Raw genomic sequence first — 18,938 nt, forward strand, 5'->3', positions numbered from 1 at the left:
TGGCGAGCAGCCTTTATCTAACTTGCGGAGACAATCATGCTAAACCAGCTGGAAAACCTGACGGAGCGCGTTGGCGGAAGCAACAAACTGGTCGATCGCTGGCTGGATGTACGTAAGCACCTGCTCGTGGCTTACTACAATCTGGTTGGCATTAAGCCTGGCAAAGAATCGTACATGCGGCTGAATGAAAAAGCGCTGGATGATTTTTGTCAGAGCCTGGTCGATTACCTTTCCGCCGGGCACTTCAGTATTTATGAACGTATTCTCCATAAATTGGAAGGAAACGGTCAGCTTTTACATGCGGCAAAAATCTGGCCGCTGCTGGAAGATAATACGCAGCGCATTATGGATTATTACGACACCAGCCTGGAAACTGCCATCGATCACGATAATTGTCTCGAATTTCAACAAGCTCTGTCAGATATCGGCGAAGCGCTGGAAGCCCGCTTTGTGCTGGAAGACAAGCTGATTATGCTGGTGTTTGACGCGATGCACGACGGCGCCAGAGTCAAACGTCCCGCTTGAGTTCTGCGCGAGTAACAGGTAGTTTACTTCAGCCCCCTCTTCGGAGGGGCGGTTATCTTGTCGGAGTGCTAATTTTCCACAAAAGCGTTCGTGATGCGTCAAGGCGGCAAGTTGGTGAATCTCCAGGAGCTTACATAAGTAAGTGAATGGAGTGAGCGGACGAAGCCAACGAAGAGGCAGCGCGAAGGATGAAGTGGAAAAGGCTGAGACCGTTAATTCGGGATCCGCGGAACCTGATCAGGTTAATACCTGCGAAGGGAACAAGAGTAATTCTGCTTTATGCTGCTGCCTTTACGGGCGGCGCACATCCATTACTCCATCCGTCGTCTGACAAGCCACGTCCTTAATTTTTTGGAATGAGCTATGTCTACAACAACGTTAACCCGCCGCGAGCAGCGCGCTAAAGCCCAGCATTTTATCGATACGCTGGAAGGGACTGCCTTTCCCAACTCGAAACGCATCTACGTGACCGGTTCGCAGCATGATATTCGCGTACCGATGCGTGAAATTCAACTGAGCCCGACGCTCATCGGCGGCAGTAAAGACAACCAGCAGTTTGAAGAGAACGAAGCCGTGCCGGTGTACGACACCTCCGGCCCCTATGGCGATCCTGAGGTGGCGATTAACGTCCAGCAGGGTCTGGCGAAACTGCGCCAGCCATGGATTGACGCACGTAACGATAGCGAAGAATTAGACGACCGTAGCTCGGCTTATACCAGAGAACGTCTGGCCGACGATGGCCTGGACGATCTGCGTTTTACCGGCCTGCTGACGCCAAAACGCGCTAAAGCGGGCAAGCGCATCACCCAGTTACACTACGCCCGCCAAGGGATCGTCACTCCCGAAATGGAGTTCATCGCCATCCGTGAAAACATGGGCCGCGAGCGCATTTGCAGTGAAGTGCTGCGCCACCAGCATCCGGGGATGAGCTTTGGCGCGCGCCTGCCGGAAAACATTACGCCGGAATTCGTGCGTGATGAAGTCGCCGCGGGCCGCGCGATTATTCCCGCCAACATCAACCACCCGGAATCGGAGCCGATGATTATTGGCCGCAACTTCCTGGTCAAAGTGAATGCCAACATCGGTAACTCGGCGGTCACCTCCTCCATCGAAGAAGAGGTCGAGAAGCTGGTGTGGTCAACCCGCTGGGGCGCGGACACGGTGATGGACCTCTCCACCGGTCGCTATATTCACGAAACCCGCGAATGGATCCTGCGTAACAGCCCGGTACCGATCGGCACCGTCCCGATCTACCAGGCGCTGGAAAAGGTCAACGGGATCGCCGAAGATCTTACCTGGGAAGCGTTCCGCGACACGCTGCTGGAGCAGGCCGAACAGGGCGTCGACTACTTCACCATCCACGCCGGCGTGCTGCTGCGCTACGTGCCGATGACCGCCAAACGCCTGACCGGTATTGTCTCGCGCGGCGGTTCGATCATGGCGAAGTGGTGTCTCTCCCATCACAAAGAGAACTTCCTGTTCGAACATTTCCGCGAGATCTGCGAAATCTGCGCCGCCTACGACGTTTCCCTGTCGTTGGGCGACGGCCTGCGCCCCGGCTCCATTCAGGACGCCAACGACGAAGCGCAGTTCTCCGAGCTGCATACGCTGGGCGAGCTGACCAAAATCGCCTGGGAATACGACGTGCAGGTGATGATTGAAGGCCCGGGTCATGTACCCATGCATATGATTCAGCGCAACATGACCGAAGAGCTGGAGAGCTGCCATGAAGCACCGTTCTACACCTTAGGGCCATTGACTACCGATATCGCGCCGGGCTATGACCACTTCACCTCCGGGATCGGTGCCGCGATGATCGGCTGGTTTGGCTGCGCGATGCTGTGTTATGTGACGCCGAAAGAGCATCTCGGCCTGCCGAACAAAGAAGATGTGAAGCAGGGGCTAATCACCTACAAAATCGCCGCCCACGCCGCGGATTTAGCCAAAGGACATCCGGGCGCGCAGATCCGCGATAACGCCATGTCGAAAGCGCGCTTCGAATTCCGCTGGGAAGATCAGTTTAACCTCGCGCTCGACCCGTTCACCGCCCGCGCTTATCACGATGAAACCCTGCCGCAGGAGTCCGGCAAAGTCGCCCACTTCTGTTCCATGTGCGGGCCGAAATTCTGCTCGATGAAAATCAGCCAGGAGGTCCGCGACTACGCCGCCGCGCAAGCCATTGAAGTCGGCATGGCGGATATGTCGGAGAACTTCCGCGCCAAAGGCGGCGAAATTTATCTCAAACGGGAGGAAGCCTGATGTATCAGCCTGATTTCCCGACCGTGCCGTTCCGCCTCGGGCTTTACCCGGTGGTGGACAGCGTTGCATGGATTGAGCGTCTACTGGAGGCGGGCGTGCGCACGATCCAGCTGCGTATCAAAGATAAACGCGATGAAGAGGTGGAAGCGGATGTTATCGCTGCCATCGCGCTGGGGCGTCGTTATAACGCCCGTCTGTTTATCAACGACTACTGGCGTCTGGCAATTAAGCACCGCGCTTACGGCGTGCATCTCGGCCAGGAAGACCTTGAAACCACCGACCTGAAGGCCATTCAGGCGGCGGGGTTACGCCTGGGCGTATCGACTCACGATGATATGGAGATTGACGTCGCACTCGCCGCTAAGCCTTCTTATATCGCGCTCGGCCACGTCTTCCCCACGCAAACCAAGCAGATGCCTTCCGCCCCACAGGGGCTGGCGCAGTTGGCCAGTCATATTGAACGACTGGCGGATTACCCGACCGTCGCGATCGGCGGCATCAGCCTTGAACGCGCCACAGCGGTACTGGCGACCGGCGTCGGCAGTATTGCCGTGGTCAGCGCCATTACTCAGGCCGCCGACTGGCGCGCCGCTACCGCGCAGTTACTGGATATTGCGGGAGTTGGCGATGAATGACCGCGATTTTATGCGCTACAGCCGGCAAATCCTGCTCGGCGATATCGCCATTGAAGGCCAGCAAAAGCTGCTCGCGAGTCATGTACTGATCGTAGGTTTAGGCGGGTTAGGTTCACCCGCCGCGCTGTATCTGGCGGGAGCAGGCATTGGCAAACTGACGCTGGCAGACGATGACGACATTCATCTGAGCAATTTGCAGCGCCAGATCCTGTTTACCACCGATGATATCGCGCGTTCGAAATCCCAGGTTGCCCGGCAGCGCCTGACGCAGCTCAACCCGGATATCGAACTGGTCTCGCTCCAGCGGCGACTAAAAGGCGATGCGCTCCGGCATGCGGTCTCGCGAGCCGACGTGGTGCTCGACTGTACCGATAACATGTCCACGCGCCAGGAAATCAACGCCGCCTGCGTTGCGCTCAATACCCCACTCATCACCGCCAGCGCCGTCGGCTTTGGCGGCCAGTTGATGGTGCTCATGCCACCGTGGGAACAAGGCTGTTACCGCTGCCTGTGGCCAGATGATGTGGAGCCGGAACGCAACTGCCGCACCGCTGGGGTGCTCGGTCCGGTGGTGGGCGTGATGGGTACCTTGCAGGCGCTGGAGGCGATTAAATTACTCAGCGGTATTGAAACACCGAACGGGCAGCTACGTCTGTTTGACGGCAAAACCAGCCAGTGGCGCAGCCTCGCGCTGCGTCGCGCCAGCGGCTGTCCGGTATGCGGAGGGCAGCATGCAAATTCAATTCAATGATGAGCCGATGCAGTGCGCCGCAGGGCAAACCGTCAGCGGGCTGCTTATCCAGCTCAACCAGCTCAAACCGGGCGCAGCGTTGGCGCTCAATCAGCAGATCCTGCCGCGCGAGCAGTGGGAACAGCAAATCGTGCAGGAAGGCGACCAGATCCTGCTTTTTCAGGTTATTGCAGGGGGTTGAGATGTTACGTATTGCCGACAAAACGTTTGATTCACATCTGTTCACCGGTACCGGGAAATTTGCCTCATCGCAACTGATGGTCGAGGCAATTCGCGCTTCCGGCAGCCAACTGGTGACGCTGGCGATGAAGCGCGTGGATTTACGTCAGCACAACGATGCGATTCTGGCGCCGCTCATTGAAGCGGGCGTCACGCTGCTGCCCAATACCTCCGGGGCGAAAACCGCTGAAGAGGCGATCTTCGCCGCCCAGCTGGCGCGTGAAGCGCTGGGCACAAACTGGTTGAAATTAGAAATCCACCCGGACGCCCGCTGGCTATTGCCGGATCCGATCGAAACGCTAAAAGCCGCCGAGGCGCTGGTGAAGCAGGGTTTTGTGGTGCTGCCCTACTGCGGCGCGGATCCGGTGTTGTGCAAGCGGTTGGAAGAGGTCGGCTGCGCGGCGGTGATGCCGCTTGGCGCGCCTATCGGTTCGAATCAGGGGCTGGAAACCAAAACCATGCTGGAGATTATTATCCAGCAGGCCACCGTGCCGGTGGTGGTCGACGCCGGGATCGGCGTGCCCAGCCATGCGGCGCAGGCGCTGGAAATGGGCGCTGATGCGGTACTGGTCAACACGGCGATTGCCGTGGCGGACGATCCGGTGATGATGGCAACCGCTTTCCGTCTGGCGGTGGAAGCCGGATTACTGGCGCGTCAGGCGGTGCCGGGGAATCGTAGCACCTACGCCAGCGCCACCAGCCCGCTCACCGGCTTTCTGGAGGCCCTGGCATGAAAACCTTCACCGACCGCTGGCGGCAACTGGAGTGGGACGATATTCGCCTGCGCATCAACGGTAAAACTGCCGCCGACGTGGAGCGCGCGCTGAACGCCGCGCATCTTAGCCGGGACGATTTGATGGCGTTGCTCTCCCCCGCCGCCGCCGATTATCTGGAACCGATAGCGCAGCGGGCACAAAGGCTGACCCGACAACGCTTTGGCAACACCGTCAGTTTCTACGTGCCGCTTTATCTCTCAAACCTCTGTGCCAACGACTGCACCTACTGCGGCTTCTCGATGAGCAACCGCATTAAGCGTAAGACGCTGGATGAGGCTGAAATTGCCCGCGAGTGCTCAGCTATCCGTGAGCTGGGTTTTGAACATCTGCTGTTGGTCACCGGCGAACATCAGGCCAAAGTCGGCATGGACTATTTCCGCCGCCATCTCCCGGCCATTCGTCGCCAATTTTCATCATTACAGATGGAAGTCCAGCCCTTGTCGCAAGAAAACTACGCGGAGCTCAAAACGCTGGGGATCGATGGCGTGATGGTTTATCAGGAAACTTACCATGAGGCAATCTATGCACAGCATCACCTGAAGGGAAAGAAACAGGACTTTTTCTGGCGGCTGGAAACGCCGGATCGGTTAGGCCGGGCAGGTATCGACAAAATTGGTTTAGGCGCGCTAATCGGGCTTTCCGACAGCTGGCGGGTTGATTGCTATATGGTGGCGGAGCATCTGTTGTGGATGCAGAAACACTATTGGCAGAGTCGCTATTCTGTTTCCTTCCCGCGTCTGCGTCCGTGTACTGGCGGTGTGGAACCCGCATCTGTGATGGATGAAAAGCAACTGGTGCAAACCATTTGCGCGTTTCGTTTACTGGCGCCAGAAATTGAGCTCTCACTCTCCACCCGCGAATCGCCCTGGTTCCGTGACCATGTGATTCCTCTGGCAATCAACAACGTCAGCGCCTTCTCGAAAACGCAGCCCGGCGGCTACGCTGACGATCATCCGGAACTGGAGCAGTTTTCTCCCCACGATGCCCGTCGGCCTGAAACAGTAGCAAGCGCGTTAAGCGCGCAAGGATTGCAGCCCGTCTGGAAAGACTGGGACAGTTGGCTGGGGCGCGCTTCGCAAATTCGGTGAACCCGTATGTAAACGCATTAGTATTTCACGAGCGAGTACGTAATGTGAAAAACGGGAGATTGTTATCGACCTCCCGTTTTTTTATTTTGTCATCGTCAGCAACGGAAGCTGACCAAGGCAAAGTATCCCTTCCTCATTATTGCCCAGCCTTCACCCCTTCATCAGTAACTGACGACCGGGGGCTGGCCACTGGATTATCGAAATAGCGGTGAACTTGAAGTTTTCGGGCAGCGTTCCTGACTGTAATTTCGCTGGCGGCCCCTCTTCCAACCGTGTCTGCTGATCGTTTTTGTCCATAAAATGATGCCCCAGAACAACGGGAATCAGGGGCGAACCCATCAGGGAAAAATGTGTTGCGGCCGGACGCCGATGGTAACGTTACTTGATGGAAAACGCATCTGGGCTGACAAAAATTTAAGCCAGATGTAATCTGACAGATATCTGTATAAATAAAATTGTTATTTAATAACCAATTAAATTATTTAAGCTCTTCTTACTCCCATATTTCACAAGGAATGCCGTATATCTCCGTTCTGAACAGCACTGCGATTTTAAAGTGGCGTTGTAGTAGAGAAAACTGAGCAACAAATATTTTTCGCCGAAACTTGATAGTTTATGCCAATATTTTATGTATTCAATAGCATGATTATTGCCATTTCCGCTACTGCACATGCCTCGCCCATGAACTTTGCGTAAACTGACTGGTATTCATTATAATGTTATCATGCTTAAACTCAATAAAATCGCAAAAAGAATTATAATCTTCATTTAAAGAATAATTAAAATGTTTTCTAATTCCATTACATACACCATCAGAATAGGGATCAGCATCAAATTTAGTATGCATTATTTCTAATCCAGCAAGTAAAGCCGGGTGGTTATTGCGATCAACAGCTATTATCCCGTTTTCCATAGAAGCACGGCCATCTATCCTTTCTACATGAACAGCGATTCCATCCGGAATATATATACCCCCCAGTTTTTCCGTGATAATCATATCAGCATCAAGATATATACACCCACTATTTGTTGATAAATCATAACACCCAACCTTATCCGCCTCCAAAAATAACTGACCAGCCTTTAACATAGCCATATTCCTGTAAAAATCAAACCATCCATGGCCTTTATCCAGTAAGTAAGATTTAATTAATGAATCATTACCCTCTTGAATATCACTCAATTCTTTTTTCAATAGCTGCAGTAAATGACAATCCCTTTTTTCTTCTGGCATGGACTCTTGCTTAGAAATATTTTCCATATAAATTTCTGATAATTTTTTATCGTACATACTAAAGTCAATATCATTTCTATATATGACTTTTATGTTTTCATAGTCATACTCAAGTTTTGAAAAAGCATCCTTTTGTCCCGGAAAAAAATCACCATCTACAAAAATACCTATAAGACGTTCTTTTTCAATTGTTGCTGCTTTAATGATATTGTTAAGGTAGGGGTTTTTCTCTGTGTTAATTATAGGTATATCATTTTTCCCAAAGCGAGCAGGATTCCGCTCAAACCACTGGAAAAGAAGAGGGGTTTTCTCATCTAAAAAGCACAAGGGATAATCTTTTCCATTAAAACTTGTAAACTGAATGTCCCTGTTGGTAACAGTTTTAACCAATTCATTTTTTGAAAGCGCGGGAACATATCTATTTAATGGTGGGATCATAACAATTAAATGCTCCATACTTACTTCATTACATATTTTACATGATGATTATTAGCACATGTTTTTTAGCGTTGCAATCGCTGTCAGCTAAAAGATGCTAAACTAAGCATTAACCGGAGGATACATAAATACCCTACCAGTGAGCAATTAAATAAATAATTTATTAACTTTACTTTTATTCCAGAAATGGCATCATATTTATAATTCCTGTAATAAGAGCAAACAAAGACCTTAATGGAATTAAATCCTTCATTTAATAATTTAAAATGTCCCGCGTAAACAATCAATAAAACAGGTTTATCATTTAATGTATGAACAGCAGGTATTTTATAATGGCGAGCCAATAGACTTTAATAACTTAGATTTATGGGATAAATTTAAAGTCACATTTGGAATCAATGTTACAGAAAAAAACAAACCCAATGATAAAAAATTTCAATTTTGAGTATTGTGGATTCTCTACTTTTATTACGCCGGTTGATGGCGTTGGCGGGATTTTAGCAAAGTGGCTCTCAAACAAACATAATGTAATTGTCCCAACGCCTTATACATTCGGTCAAGACCCCATTCCTGGCGTCAATCTTTATCGTAATACAAAAGCAAAATTTGTTATGGCTAACGGTGGTAATAGTCTTCCCTGTGCGATGGCAAAATATAATACAAAAACTGGACAATTTATTCATATAACCAGTGATAATGATTTTTCACCAATAATACGAGAAACAAGAGTCATGAAAAAATAATTCATTTATTCATTAATATTTATAATTACAGATAAAACCAAGAGCCAGCATGGCATTGAAAAATAAAATACGGCTTTTTTATCCGCGCTGGTTTTGACTCGATGAAGAATAGCGGTGGCGACAATAATAATAAGACAATAAATAAATATAAGTAATGATTTATGGTGAAGTATATATAACGATAGAAACAATAAAAAAGCGGACAGAACGTTTGAAATGGTTATCTTTTTTGTAAATACTAAAAGACTAAACATTAAATAGATTAATGAAATAATCGCTGGCATTTTCTTTCCTTGTAGGCAAGCGACCCGGAATTCGGTATCCAGCATGAAGCTGGTGGAGGGATAAATACCCCTCCACCATTTAACGATTACTCGTTATCAGAACCGCCCAGACCTGCGTTCAGCAGTTCTGCCAGGCTTGCAGATGCATCTTCCGCAGTGACCTGCGGTGTTGCTGGCTGCTCGCCCGCGGCGCGACGGCGCATACGATCCTGGTGGTACGCATAACCGGTACCCGCCGGGATCAGACGACCCACGATAACGTTCTCTTTCAGGCCGCGCAGTTCGTCGCGTTTACCCGCAACGGCTGCTTCGGTCAGGACACGCGTGGTCTCCTGGAACGATGCGGCAGAGATGAACGATTCGGTTGCCAGAGACGCTTTGGTGATACCCAGCAGATCGCGGGAGAAGGTAGCCCCCACTTTGCCGTTCGCTTCCAGCTCGCGGTTAGCGATCTTGACGCGGGAATATTCAACCTGTTCGCCTTCCAGGAAGTCGGAACTACCGGCGCTTTCGATGGTCGCTTTACGCAGCATCTGACGAACGATAACTTCGATGTGTTTATCGTTAATCTTAACGCCCTGCAGACGGTATACATCCTGGACTTCGTTAACGATGTAACGCGTCACAGCATGAACACCACGCAGACGCAGAATATCGTGCGGCGCTTCCGGACCGTCGGAAATCACATCACCACGTTCTACACGTTCCCCTTCGAACACGTTGAGCTGACGCCATTTCGGAATCATCTCTTCGTACGGATCGCTACCATCAACCGGCGTAATCACCAGACGACGTTTGCCTTTGGTTTCTTTACCGAAGGAAACGATACCTGCGATTTCCGCCAGAATGGCCGGTTCTTTCGGACGACGCGCTTCGAACAGGTCCGCAACGCGCGGCAGACCACCGGTGATATCCTTGGTACCGCCGGATTCCTGAGGAATACGCGCCAGGGTGTCACCAGAACTGATCTGTACGCCATCTTCCAGCTGTACAATCGCTTTACCCGGCAGGAAGTACTGCGCAGGCATATCGGTACCCGGGATCAGAACGTCATTACCCTGAGCATCAACGATTTTCAGCGCCGGACGCAGATCTTTACCACCGGTAGTACGTTCAGCCGAATCCAGAACCACCAGCGAAGACAAACCGGTCAGTTCGTCGGTCTGACGCGTAATGGTCTGACCGTCGATCATGTCAGTGAAGCGGATGAAACCACTCACTTCGGTGATAACCGGCATGGTGTGCGGGTCCCAGTTTGCCACGGTTTCGCCGCCGGCAACCTGCTCGCCATCACCTTTCGCCATGACAGCGCCATAAGGCACTTTATAGCTCTCTTTGGTACGACCGAATTCGTCGATCAGCTTCAGTTCGGTGTTACGGGAAGTGATAACCAGTTTACCGCTGGAGTTCACAACCGACTTCACGTTGCTGAGCTTGATGCTACCTTTGTTCTTAACCTGGATGCTGGATTCAGCAGCCGCACGCGATGCCGCACCACCGATGTGGAACGTACGCATCGTCAGCTGTGTACCCGGTTCACCGATGGACTGTGCCGCGATAACGCCGATAGCTTCACCTTTGTTGATGATGTGGCCACGCGCCAGGTCACGACCATAGCAGTGCGCACATACACCAAAGTCGGTGTCGCAGGATACAACGGAACGCACTTTAACGGCGTCAACGGAGTTTGCTTCCAGCAGGTCACACCACTGTTCGTGCAGCAGCGTGTTGCGTGGAACCAGAATGTCCGCCGTACCCGGCTTCAGCACATCTTCCGCCGTCACACGACCCAGAACGCGGTCACGCAGCGGCTCTTTAACATCGCCCCCCTCGATAACCGGGGTCATCAGGATACCTTCGTGCGTACCACAGTCATCTTCGGTCACCACCAGATCCTGCGCGACGTCAACCAGACGACGGGTCAGATAACCGGAGTTCGCGGTTTTCAGTGCGGTATCCGCCAGACCTTTACGAGCACCGTGGGTGGAGATGAAGTACTGGAGTACGTTCAGACCTTCACGGAAGTTCGCGGTGATTGGCGTTTCGATGATGGAGCCATCCGGCTTCGCCATCAGACCACGCATACCAGCAAGCTGACGAATCTGTGCCGCAGAACCACGCGCACCGGAGTCGGCCATCATGTAGATGCTGTTGAAGGAGACCTGCTGCTCTTCCTGGCCGTCACGGTTAATCACGGTTTCAGTTTGCAGGTTATCCATCATCGCTTTAGATACACGATCGTTCGCCGCAGCCCAGATATCGATAACTTTGTTATAGCGTTCGCCAGCGGTTACCAGACCAGACTGGAACTGCTCCTGGATCTCAGCAACTTCAGCTTCCGCCTCAGAAATGATCTCGTGTTTTTTCTCCGGGATGACCATGTCATCAATACCAACGGACGCACCTGAACGCGCTGCATAAGCAAAGCCGGTGTACATCGTCTGGTCCGCAAAAATAACGGTCGGTTTCAGGCCCAGAATACGGTAGCAAGTGTTCAGCATTTTGGAGATCGCTTTCTTGCCCAGCGCCTGGTTGACGATGGAGAAAGGCAGACCTTTCGGTACGATCATCCACAGAATGGCGCGACCAACGGTCGTGTCTTTCAGGCTGGTGTGCGCAACGAATTCGCCGTTTTCATCTTTTTCATATTCAGTGATACGCACTTTAACGCGCGCATGCAGAGAGGCCAGACCTGCGCGATAGATACGCTCAGCTTCTTTCGGGCCAGTCAGCACCATGCCTTCGCCTTTGGCGTTAACACAGTCACGGGTCATGTAGTACAGACCCAATACCACGTCCTGAGACGGAACGATGATAGGTTCGCCGTTCGCCGGAGACAGGATGTTGTTGGTAGACATCATCAGCGCACGCGCTTCAAGCTGGGCTTCCAGCGTCAGCGGTACGTGAACAGCCATCTGGTCACCATCGAAGTCAGCGTTATATGCCGCACAAACCAGCGGGTGCAGCTGGATAGCTTTACCTTCGATCAGTACCGGTTCAAATGCCTGGATACCCAGACGGTGCAGTGTTGGTGCACGGTTCAGCAGTACCGGGTGTTCGCGGATAACTTCGTCCAGGATATCCCAAACGACAGCTTCTTCGCGCTCAACCATTTTCTTCGCGGCTTTGATAGTGGTGGCCAGGCCACGCAGTTCCAGTTTGCCGTAGATGAACGGTTTGAACAGCTCCAGCGCCATTTTCTTCGGCAGACCGCACTGATGCAACCTAAGGTATGGACCTACGGTGATTACAGAACGACCGGAGTAGTCAACACGCTTACCGAGCAGGTTCTGACGGAAACGACCCTGCTTACCTTTGATCATGTCGGCCAAAGATTTCAGAGGACGTTTGTTAGAACCGGTGATCGCACGACCGCGACGACCGTTATCCAGCAGGGCGTCGACCGCTTCCTGCAGCATACGTTTTTCGTTGCGTACGATGATGTCCGGCGCAGCCAGATCCAGCAGACGCTTCAGACGGTTGTTACGGTTAATGACGCGACGATACAGATCGTTCAGGTCAGAAGTCGCGAAACGACCACCATCCAGCGGAACCAGCGGACGCAGATCTGGCGGCAGAACCGGCAGAACGGTCAGGATCATCCACTCTGGCTTGTTGCCAGACTGTACGAAGGCTTCCAGCAGTTTGATACGCTTGGTCAGCTTCTTACGCTTGGTTTCGGAGTTGGTTTCGTTCAGCTCTTCGCGCAGAGTTTCACACTCTTGCTCCAGATCCATGCTCTTCAGCAGGGCCTGGATAGCTTCCGCACCCATCTTCGCGTCGAATTCGTCACCGAACTCTTCCAGCGCGTCCAGATACTGCTCTTCAGTCAGGATCTGTTGACGTTCCAGGTTGGTCATACCGCCTTCGATAACCACATAAGATTCGAAGTACAGTACGCGTTCGATATCGCGCAACGGCATATCGAGCAGCAGACCGATACGGGACGGCAGCGATTTCAGGAACCAGATGTGAGCAGTCGGAGACGCCAGCTCGATGTGGCCCATACGCTCACGGCGTACTTTGGTCTGGGTCACTTCAACGCCGCACTTCTCACAAATAACACCACGGTGTTTCAGGCGCTTGTACTTACCGCACAGGCACTCGTAGTCTTTTACCGGCCCAAAGATACGGGCGCAGAAAAGGCCGTCACGCTCAGGTTTGAACGTACGGTAGTTGATGGTTTCCGGCTTTTTAACTTCACCGAAAGACCATGAACGGATCATGTCTGGCGAAGCCAGAGCAATTTTGATCGCATCAAACTCTTCGGTTTTAGTCTGCGCTTTCAGAAACTTTAATAAATCTTTCACGGATTTGCTCCCGTCGGAGTTAGCACAATCTGGTGTCGGGTTTTACCCCGACACCAGTGACCTGTTTGAGCGAGAATTACTCGTCTTCCAGTTCGATGTTGATGCCCAGCGAGCGGATCTCTTTCAACAGAACGTTGAAGGATTCCGGCATACCCGGTTCCATCTGATGGTTGCCGTCCACGATGTTCTTATACATCTTGGTACGACCATTCACGTCATCAGACTTAACGGTGAGCATTTCCTGCAGGGTGTAGGCGGCGCCGTAAGCTTCCAGCGCCCACACTTCCATCTCCCCGAAGCGCTGACCACCGAACTGCGCCTTACCACCCAGCGGCTGCTGAGTAACCAGGCTGTAAGAACCGGTAGAACGCGCATGCATCTTGTCATCAACCAGGTGGTTCAGTTTCAGCATGTACATGTAACCGACGGTTACCGGACGTTCGAACTGTTCACCCGTACGGCCATCGAACAGGGTGATCTGACCGGAGGTCGGCAGGTCGCCCAGTTTCAGCAGCTCTTTGATTTCCGCTTCTTTCGCACCGTCAAACACTGGTGTGGCAATCGGCATACCTTTACGCAGGTTTTCTGCCAGACGCAGCACTTCATCATCGCTGAAGGTGCTCAGGTCGACTTTCTGACGAACGTCGGCGCCCAGATCGTAGGCACGCTGGATGAATTCGCGCAGTTTCGCGACTTCCTGCTGCTGTTTCAGCATGGCGTTAATCTTGTCGCCAATACCTTTCGCAGCCATACCCAGGTGGGTTTCCAGAATCTGACCGATGTTCATACGAGACGGTACGCCCAGCGGGTTCAGTACGATGTCGACCGGCGTGCCGTTTTCATCGTAAGGCATGTCTTCGATCGGGTTGATCTTAGAGATAACACCCTTGTTACCGTGACGACCTGCCATCTTATCACCCGGCTGGATACGGCGTTTAACGGCCAGATAGACCTTCACGATCTTCAGCACGCCCGGCGCCAGATCGTCGCCCTGGGTGATTTTACGGCGCTTCGCTTCAAGTTTTTTCTCGAACTCGTGTTTCAGTTCGTCATACTGCTCAGCCAGTTGTTCCAGCTGATTTTGTTTCTCTTCGTCGGTCAGACCGAGTTCCAGCCAGCGGTCGCGCGGCAGTTTGTCGAGCTTCTCAGCTTCAACGCCGCCGGACACCAACACCGCACGGATACGGCTAAACAGGCCCGCTTCGAGGATCTGCAGTTCTTCAGACAGGTCTTTTTTCGCCTGCTTGAGCTGCATCTCTTCGATTTCCAGAGCACGTTTGTCTTTTTCTACGCCATCGCGAGTAAAGACCTGAACGTCGATAACCGTACCGGAGACACCGTTAGGTACGCGCAGAGAAGAGTCTTTAACGTCAGACGCTTTCTCACCGAAGATCGCACGCAGCAGTTTCTCTTCCGGCGTCAGCTGGGTTTCACCTTTCGGCGTCACCTTACCGACCAGAATGTCGCCGCCGGTCACTTCCGCGCCAATGTAAACGATACCGGATTCATCCAGTTTGGAGAGCGCAGCTTCACCCACGTTCGGGATGTCAGCGGTGATCTCTTCCGGCCCCAGCTTGGTGTCACGGGACACGCACGCCAGTTCCTGAATGTGGATGGTGGTGAAACGGTCTTCCTGGACAACACGCTCGGAAACGAGGATGGAGTCTTCGAAGTTGTAGCCGTTCCACGGCATGAACGCCACGCGCATGTTCTGACCGAGCGCCAGTTCACCGAGGTCGGTGGACGGACCGTCTGCCAGCACGTCGCCGCGCTCAACCGGCTCGCCCAGAGACACACATGGCATCTGGTTGATACAGGTGTTCTGGTTAGAACGGGTGTATTTGGTCAGGTTATAGATGTCGATACCTGCTTCACCCGGGTACATCTCGTCTTCGTTAACTTTGATAACGATACGGGACGCATCCACGTACTGAACAGTACCGCCACGTTTAGCTACTGCAGTAACACCGGAGTCGACGGCGACAGCACGTTCCATACCGGTACCCACCAGCGGCTTGTCAGCGCGCAGAGTCGGAACCGCCTGACGTTGCATGTTCGCACCCATCAATGCACGGTTGGCGTCATCGTGTTCCAGGAACGGGATCAGGGACGCACCGACGGAGACCACCTGCTGGGTGGAAACGTCCATGTAGTCAACCTGGTCGCGGCTGAACAAGCTGGATTCGCCTTTGCTACGGCAGGTCACCAGATCTTCTACAAAGTGGCCTTCGTCATCCAGGTTGGAGTTCGCCTGAGCGATAACGTAGTTGCCTTCTTCGATAGCAGACAGGTAATGAATTTCGTCAGTGACCACGCCATCAACCACACGACGGTACGGCGTCTCAAGGAAGCCATATTCGTTAGTCTGTGCGTACACGGACAGGGAGTTGATCAGACCGATGTTCGGACCTTCCGGCGTTTCGATAGGACATACGCGACCGTAGTGCGTCGGGTGTACGTCTCGAACTTCGAAGCCTGCGCGTTCGCGGGTCAGACCGCCTGGGCCGAGTGCGGAGATACGACGTTTGTGCGTAATCTCAGACAGCGGGTTGTTCTGGTCCATAAACTGAGACAGCTGGCTGGAACCAAAGAACTCTTTCACTGCGGCGGAAATCGGCTTGGCGTTGATCATATCCTGAGGCATCAGGGTATCCAGATCGCCCAGAGACAGACGCTCTTTCACCGCACGCTCTACACGCACCAGGCCAACGCGGAACTGGTTTTCCGCCATTTCGCCGACGGAACGGATACGACGGTTGCCGAGGTGGTCGATATCATCCACTTCGCCTTTACCGTTACGGATATCGATGAGCTTCTTCATGACATCAATGATGTCGTCTTTGCTCAGGATACCGGAACCTTCGATTTCGTCGCGCAGCAGAGAACGGTTGAACTTCATACGACCCACCGCAGACAGGTCATAGCGGTCTTCGGAGAAGAACAGGTTCTCAAACAGGCTTTCAGCCGCTTCACGAGTCGGCGGCTCACCAGGGCGCATCATGCGGTAGATTTCTACCAGCGCGCTCAGACGATCGTTGGTTGGGTCGACGCGTACCGTTTCAGAAATGTACGGGCCGTGGTCCAGATCGTTGGTAAACAGCGTTTCGATACGTTTGTGGCCGGACTGGCTCAACTTAGCCAGCAGATCCAGGCTCAGCTCCATGTTCGCCGCGCAGATCAGCTCGCCAGTGGATTCGTCAACGTAGTCTTTAGAGACGACTTTACCTGCGATGTACTCAACCGGAACTTCGATATGCTTGATATCGTCTTTTTCCAGCTGACGGATGTGACGCGCGGTAATGCGACGGCCTTTTTCAACGTACACTTTGCCGTTAGCTTCGATATCGAACGACGCGGTTTCGCCGCGCAGACGTTCTGGAATCAGCTCCATCTGCAGTTTGTTGTCGCGAATTTCGAAGACGACTTTCTCAAAGAACAGGTCAAGGATCTGCTCAGTGGTGTAGTTCAGCGCACGCAGGATGATGGTCGCAGGCAGTTTACGGCGACGGTCGATACGCACGAACAGGTTGTCCTTCGGATCGAATTCGAAGTCCAGCCAGGAACCACGGTAAGGAATGATGCGCGCGTTATACAGCACTTTACCCGAAGAGTGGGTTTTACCTTTGTCGGAGTCAAAGAAGACGCCCGGACTACGGTGCAGCTGAGAAACGATAACACGCTCAGTACCGTTGATAACAAAGGTACCGTTGTCGGTCATGAGCGGAATTTCGCCCATGTAGACTTCTTGTTCTTTAATGTCTTTAACGGTGCCTTCCGGCGCTTCGCGCTCGTAGATCACCAGACGCAGTTTTACGCGCAGCGGTGCGGAATAGGTCACGCCACGGATCTGACATTCCTGAACGTCAAACACCGGTTCGCCAAGGCGGTAGCTGACGTACTGCAGCTCGGAATTACCGCTGTAGCTCTGAATCGGGAACACGGAACGGAAGGCTGCTTCCAGGCCGTACTGCCCTTCAGGATCTTGCTCGATAAACTTCTGAAACGAGTCAAGCTGGATAGAAAGGAGATAAGGTACATCCAGAACTTGTGGACGTTTACCAAAATCCTTACGAATACGTTTTTTCTCGGTATAGGAGTAAACCATAGGGTTCCTCAGCTCGCTGACAAGTCGACCCATCTGTCCTGCGGGGGACAGTTTGTGCAACACTATTTTGTTGACCGGAAAATGGATACTTTCCGCAATGCCTGTTGCTATCACGCTTAAACCATTTCATTGCGATTTACACAGAACGTACGCTCTGTCGCAGTATATTAAGTCGTCGATAGAAACAAGCATTGAAAGGCACAGCAGTAGTCAAACAGTGTGAAACGCTACTGGCGCCTTACAGCGCAAAAAGGCTGGTGACTAAAAAGTCACCAGCCATCAGCCTGATTTCTCAGGCTGCAACCGGAAGGGTTGGCTTATTTAACTTCAACTTCAGCGCCAGCTTCTTCCAGAGATTTTTTCAGTGCTTCAGCGTCATCTTTGCTCACGCCTTCTTTCAGAGCGGCCGGAGCAGATTCTACCAGGTCTTTAGCTTCTTTCAGACCCAGGCCAGTTGCGCCACGTACTGCTTTGATAACAGCAACTTTGTTAGCGCCAGCAGCTTTCAGAATTACGTCGAATTCAGTTTTTTCTTCAGCAGCTTCAGCCGGGCCAGCAGCTACAGCTACAGCAGCAGCAGCAGAAACACCGAATTTTTCTTCCATTGCAGAAATCAGTTCTACAACGTCCATTACGGACATAGCGGATACTGCTTCAATGATTTGATCTTTAGTGATAGACATTTAAATTGTTCCTGAATATCAGAATAAGTTTATACGTAAGCAAATGCTTGATAAAGACAACTGCGATTACGCAGCTTCTTTTGCATCGCGTACAGCAGCCAGTGTGCGAACCAGTTTGCCAGCCGAAGCTTCTTTCATGGTTGCCATCAGGCGTGCAATTGCTTCTTCGTAGGTCGGCAGAGTTGCCAGGCGGTCGATCTGAGACGCCGGGATCAGCTCACCTTCAAAGGCTGCAGCTTTGACCTCAAATTTTGCATTCGCTTTCGCGAACTCTTTGAACAGACGAGCAGCAGCGCCCGGGTGTTCCATAGAGTATGCAATCAGGGTCGGACCAACAAACGTGTCTTTCAGGCACTCGAACTGAGTACCTTCAACGACGCGGCGCAGCAGGGTGTTACGAACAACACGCATGTATACGCCAGCTTCACGACCTGCTTTACGCAGTTCAGTCATTTTATCTACAGTTACGCCACGGGAATCCGCAACTACTGCAGACAGCGCGCCTTTGGCTACTTCGCTGACTTCAGCAACAATCGCTTGTTTGTCTTGAAGATTTAAAGCCATTAGCTTTGCTCCTGGATGTTTGCCGGAACTCATGTTCCGGAACTCACTTCACTCATCTCAACGAGAAGAGCGTCTTAATACGGTGAGCAGAAACAAGCCAGAGTATCAAAAATAATCTTAGCGTTCTGTCACCGTCTACGCAGGGGATTAAGCCTCTTGCGAGACGCCTGCGGTCTTCGACGGAGGCCTGGATAGGCCAGGCTCCAACGAACAAATCTTGTCTATCCGTCGCTATTCAGCTTGTGGCGGCGTTGGCTTCCTTCGTTCGCACCAGTCACATAGTTAGCTATGCTCCTGGCGACTCACTCACTTGCCGCCTTGCCA

General features: G+C 52.2%; 15 protein-coding genes and 1 riboswitch. Of the genes, 8 read left to right on the forward strand and 7 right to left on the reverse strand.

Features of this window, described 5'->3' with window-relative positions; genetic code table 11:
* The first annotated feature begins 36 nt into the window (after window positions 1-36).
* From rsd to thiH, 7 genes are all read left to right on the forward strand, one after another.
* The gene (gene rsd, locus J1G48_RS21020) at window positions 37-525 is read left to right on the forward strand and encodes a sigma D regulator (protein ID WP_000934315.1); all 489 of its coding nucleotides are present in this window, start codon (window positions 37-39) and stop codon (window positions 523-525) included.
* Between the two features lie 114 nt (window positions 526-639).
* A riboswitch (TPP riboswitch) is annotated at window positions 640-803 on the forward strand.
* Window positions 804-888: 85 nt separating this feature from the next.
* A complete protein-coding gene (gene thiC / locus J1G48_RS21025; RefSeq protein ID WP_000108429.1) occupies window positions 889-2,784 on the forward strand; it encodes a phosphomethylpyrimidine synthase ThiC in 1,896 nt (631 codons plus the stop codon).
* The gene (gene thiE, locus J1G48_RS21030) at window positions 2,784-3,419 is read left to right on the forward strand and encodes a thiamine phosphate synthase (RefSeq protein WP_000284639.1); all 636 of its coding nucleotides are present in this window, start codon (window positions 2,784-2,786) and stop codon (window positions 3,417-3,419) included. The genes thiC and thiE overlap by 1 nt, the downstream gene beginning before the upstream one ends.
* Entirely contained in the window at window positions 3,412-4,170 is a 759-nt protein-coding gene (locus J1G48_RS21035) for a HesA/MoeB/ThiF family protein (protein ID WP_000999759.1), read from the forward strand. The genes thiE and J1G48_RS21035 overlap by 8 nt, the downstream gene beginning before the upstream one ends.
* Window positions 4,151-4,351, forward strand: coding sequence for a sulfur carrier protein ThiS (gene thiS, locus J1G48_RS21040; RefSeq protein WP_001166833.1), 201 nt, complete (start codon window positions 4,151-4,153; stop codon window positions 4,349-4,351). The genes J1G48_RS21035 and thiS overlap by 20 nt, the downstream gene beginning before the upstream one ends.
* Window position 4,352: 1 nt before the next feature.
* Window positions 4,353-5,123 (forward strand): thiazole synthase, encoded by a 771-nt coding sequence (thiG, locus tag J1G48_RS21045; protein ID WP_000944083.1) that lies wholly within the window; start codon window positions 4,353-4,355, stop codon window positions 5,121-5,123.
* Entirely contained in the window at window positions 5,120-6,253 is a 1,134-nt protein-coding gene (thiH, locus tag J1G48_RS21050) for a 2-iminoacetate synthase ThiH (RefSeq protein ID WP_000847563.1), read from the forward strand. Before thiG ends, thiH begins: the two co-directional genes overlap by 4 nt.
* 150 nt (window positions 6,254-6,403) lie before the next feature.
* On the opposite strand, the gene J1G48_RS21055 is transcribed toward thiH, so the two are convergent.
* Together J1G48_RS21055 and J1G48_RS21060 are read right to left on the reverse strand one after the other, a co-directional pair.
* Complete coding sequence (locus J1G48_RS21055) at window positions 6,404-6,592, reverse strand: hypothetical protein (RefSeq protein ID WP_001526923.1); 189 nt, start codon at window positions 6,590-6,592, stop codon at window positions 6,404-6,406.
* 322 nt (window positions 6,593-6,914) lie between these two features.
* Complete coding sequence (locus J1G48_RS21060; RefSeq protein WP_000400600.1) at window positions 6,915-7,943, reverse strand: type III secretion system effector arginine glycosyltransferase SseK1; 1,029 nt, start codon at window positions 7,941-7,943, stop codon at window positions 6,915-6,917.
* A gap of 380 nt (window positions 7,944-8,323) precedes the next feature.
* On the opposite strand from J1G48_RS21060, the gene J1G48_RS21065 reads away from it, so the two are divergent.
* A complete protein-coding gene (locus J1G48_RS21065; RefSeq protein WP_012543419.1) occupies window positions 8,324-8,668 on the forward strand; it encodes a hypothetical protein in 345 nt (114 codons plus the stop codon).
* A 5-nt stretch (window positions 8,669-8,673) separates the two neighbouring features.
* On the opposite strand, the gene J1G48_RS21070 is transcribed toward J1G48_RS21065, so the two are convergent.
* The 5 genes from J1G48_RS21070 to rplJ form a co-directional block, all read right to left on the reverse strand.
* On the reverse strand, window positions 8,674-8,997 hold the full coding sequence (locus tag J1G48_RS21070; RefSeq protein ID WP_001576436.1) for a membrane protein: 324 nt from the start codon (window positions 8,995-8,997) through the stop codon (window positions 8,674-8,676).
* 41 nt (window positions 8,998-9,038) lie between these two features.
* Complete coding sequence (gene rpoC / locus J1G48_RS21075; RefSeq protein WP_000653965.1) at window positions 9,039-13,262, reverse strand: DNA-directed RNA polymerase subunit beta'; 4,224 nt, start codon at window positions 13,260-13,262, stop codon at window positions 9,039-9,041.
* Between the two features lie 76 nt (window positions 13,263-13,338).
* The gene (gene rpoB, locus J1G48_RS21080; RefSeq protein WP_000263105.1) at window positions 13,339-17,367 is read right to left on the reverse strand and encodes a DNA-directed RNA polymerase subunit beta; all 4,029 of its coding nucleotides are present in this window, start codon (window positions 17,365-17,367) and stop codon (window positions 13,339-13,341) included.
* A gap of 317 nt (window positions 17,368-17,684) precedes the next feature.
* Window positions 17,685-18,050: a 50S ribosomal protein L7/L12 gene (gene rplL / locus J1G48_RS21085; RefSeq protein ID WP_000028882.1), complete on the reverse strand. Its 366-nt coding sequence runs from the start codon at window positions 18,048-18,050 to the stop codon at window positions 17,685-17,687.
* Window positions 18,051-18,116: 66 nt separating this feature from the next.
* Window positions 18,117-18,614, reverse strand: coding sequence for a 50S ribosomal protein L10 (gene rplJ, locus J1G48_RS21090; RefSeq protein WP_001207203.1), 498 nt, complete (start codon window positions 18,612-18,614; stop codon window positions 18,117-18,119).
* Window positions 18,615-18,938: the final 324 nt, after the last annotated feature.

Source organism: Salmonella sp. SAL-020 (assembly GCF_017372215.1).
Taxonomy (GTDB): Bacteria; Pseudomonadota; Gammaproteobacteria; order Enterobacterales; family Enterobacteriaceae; genus Salmonella; species Salmonella enterica.

Excerpts from the sequence above, each read along its gene's own strand:
- rpoB (WP_000263105.1), bottom strand. The coding sequence starts at position 17,367 with ATGGTTTACTCCTATACCGAGAAAAAACGTATTCGTAAGGATTTTGGT.
- J1G48_RS21055 (WP_001526923.1), bottom strand. The coding sequence starts at position 6,592 with ATGGGTTCGCCCCTGATTCCCGTTGTTCTGGGGCATCATTTTATGGAC.
- thiC (WP_000108429.1), top strand. The coding sequence starts at position 889 with ATGTCTACAACAACGTTAACCCGCCGCGAGCAGCGCGCTAAAGCCCAG.
- thiE (WP_000284639.1), top strand. The coding sequence starts at position 2,784 with ATGTATCAGCCTGATTTCCCGACCGTGCCGTTCCGCCTCGGGCTTTAC.
- thiH (WP_000847563.1), top strand. The coding sequence starts at position 5,120 with ATGAAAACCTTCACCGACCGCTGGCGGCAACTGGAGTGGGACGATATT.
- J1G48_RS21070 (WP_001576436.1), bottom strand. The coding sequence starts at position 8,997 with ATGCTGGATACCGAATTCCGGGTCGCTTGCCTACAAGGAAAGAAAATG.
- thiS (WP_001166833.1), top strand. The coding sequence starts at position 4,151 with ATGCAAATTCAATTCAATGATGAGCCGATGCAGTGCGCCGCAGGGCAA.
- rplL (WP_000028882.1), bottom strand. The coding sequence starts at position 18,050 with ATGTCTATCACTAAAGATCAAATCATTGAAGCAGTATCCGCTATGTCC.
- J1G48_RS21035 (WP_000999759.1), top strand. The coding sequence starts at position 3,412 with ATGAATGACCGCGATTTTATGCGCTACAGCCGGCAAATCCTGCTCGGC.
- rsd (WP_000934315.1), top strand. The coding sequence starts at position 37 with ATGCTAAACCAGCTGGAAAACCTGACGGAGCGCGTTGGCGGAAGCAAC.
- J1G48_RS21065 (WP_012543419.1), top strand. The coding sequence starts at position 8,324 with ATGTTACAGAAAAAAACAAACCCAATGATAAAAAATTTCAATTTTGAG.
- J1G48_RS21060 (WP_000400600.1), bottom strand. The coding sequence starts at position 7,943 with ATGGAGCATTTAATTGTTATGATCCCACCATTAAATAGATATGTTCCC.
- thiG (WP_000944083.1), top strand. The coding sequence starts at position 4,353 with ATGTTACGTATTGCCGACAAAACGTTTGATTCACATCTGTTCACCGGT.
- rplJ (WP_001207203.1), bottom strand. The coding sequence starts at position 18,614 with ATGGCTTTAAATCTTCAAGACAAACAAGCGATTGTTGCTGAAGTCAGC.